1 protein-coding gene is annotated in these 1,026 nt (G+C 61.2%); it reads left to right on the forward strand.

All coding sequences use genetic code 11. The features are described from left to right. Positions 1-160 precede the first annotated feature (160 nt). Positions 161-1,026: DUF222 domain-containing protein (locus tag GD1_RS14750; RefSeq protein WP_059037838.1), on the forward strand; the 866-nt coding region annotated here is incomplete at its 3' end.

Raw genomic sequence — 1,026 nt, forward strand, 5'->3', positions numbered from 1 at the left:
GAGGACCCGAGTCGAAATCTCCGCAGCCGACAATGTCCCCAACAACCCCACAGGTGAACCCGAACCCCCAGGGTGAACAACCTTCACAATCTATCCACAAACATTGTTTCACTTGCCAATTCGGCTGATCATCGCCTATACGTTCGCTACAATGGAACACATGCAGGGGGAACTGGACACCGTGATCGACACACTCACCAATTGTCGTTTCGACGACGATCAGACCGGGCAGGTCGCCTTCGCGGACATGCAGAAACTGGTCACCATACGCAACCTCGTCGACTCGCTCACCGCCGCCGGGGCTGGTCATCTCGACCGGCTGGAGGTCGCACAGAATCACGGGCACAAACCGATCGCGTTATTGATAGAGATGGGGCTCGCGCCCGCCGTCGCTGCGCGGATGCAGCGGATCGGCACCTCAGCAGTCGTGGAACGCACACTGAAACATGCTGCCGACGGGGCGATCTCCGGTGAACACGTCGACGCGATCGTGCGCGGACTCAACCAGATCGGCTTGCGCGCCGGCGAACCCCCGACCGCCGAAACCTGGGCCGAGTTCGAAGGCGATCTGTTGGCGCAGGTGTTGTCCGGTGCGAAGCCTGCTGAGGTGATGGCGCGAGCGCATCAGCTTGGTGACCATCATGCTGATGACGCCGAGGGTGGACGTCCGGCGAAAGAGGACCGCAACTTGAATGCTCTGGATATCGGGCGGACCGATGATGGGCGGGTCACTGTCTCCGGGAGTCTGGATGTTGTTGTCGGGGAAAAGCTCGCGACCGCGATCGAACAACTGTCGGCGCCGGTCCCGCAACCGGATGGTTCGAAAGACCCCCGCGAAGCACCCCGACGTCGCGCGGACGCCCTGGAGATGGTTTTGGATATGGCCGCTGGTGCGGGGGAACGGTCGGTGACCGCGCTACCGTCGGCGTTGATCAATCTGTCGGTCCCTGCGGATACGCCCGACAAGTCGGAGTTGGCGTTCGGTGGTTCGATCACTCACAGCACTCTGTTGGAAACCAGTTGTGA

The organism is Gordonia desulfuricans NBRC 100010 (genome assembly GCF_001485495.1).
Lineage (GTDB): Bacteria > Actinomycetota > Actinomycetes > Mycobacteriales > Mycobacteriaceae > Gordonia > Gordonia desulfuricans.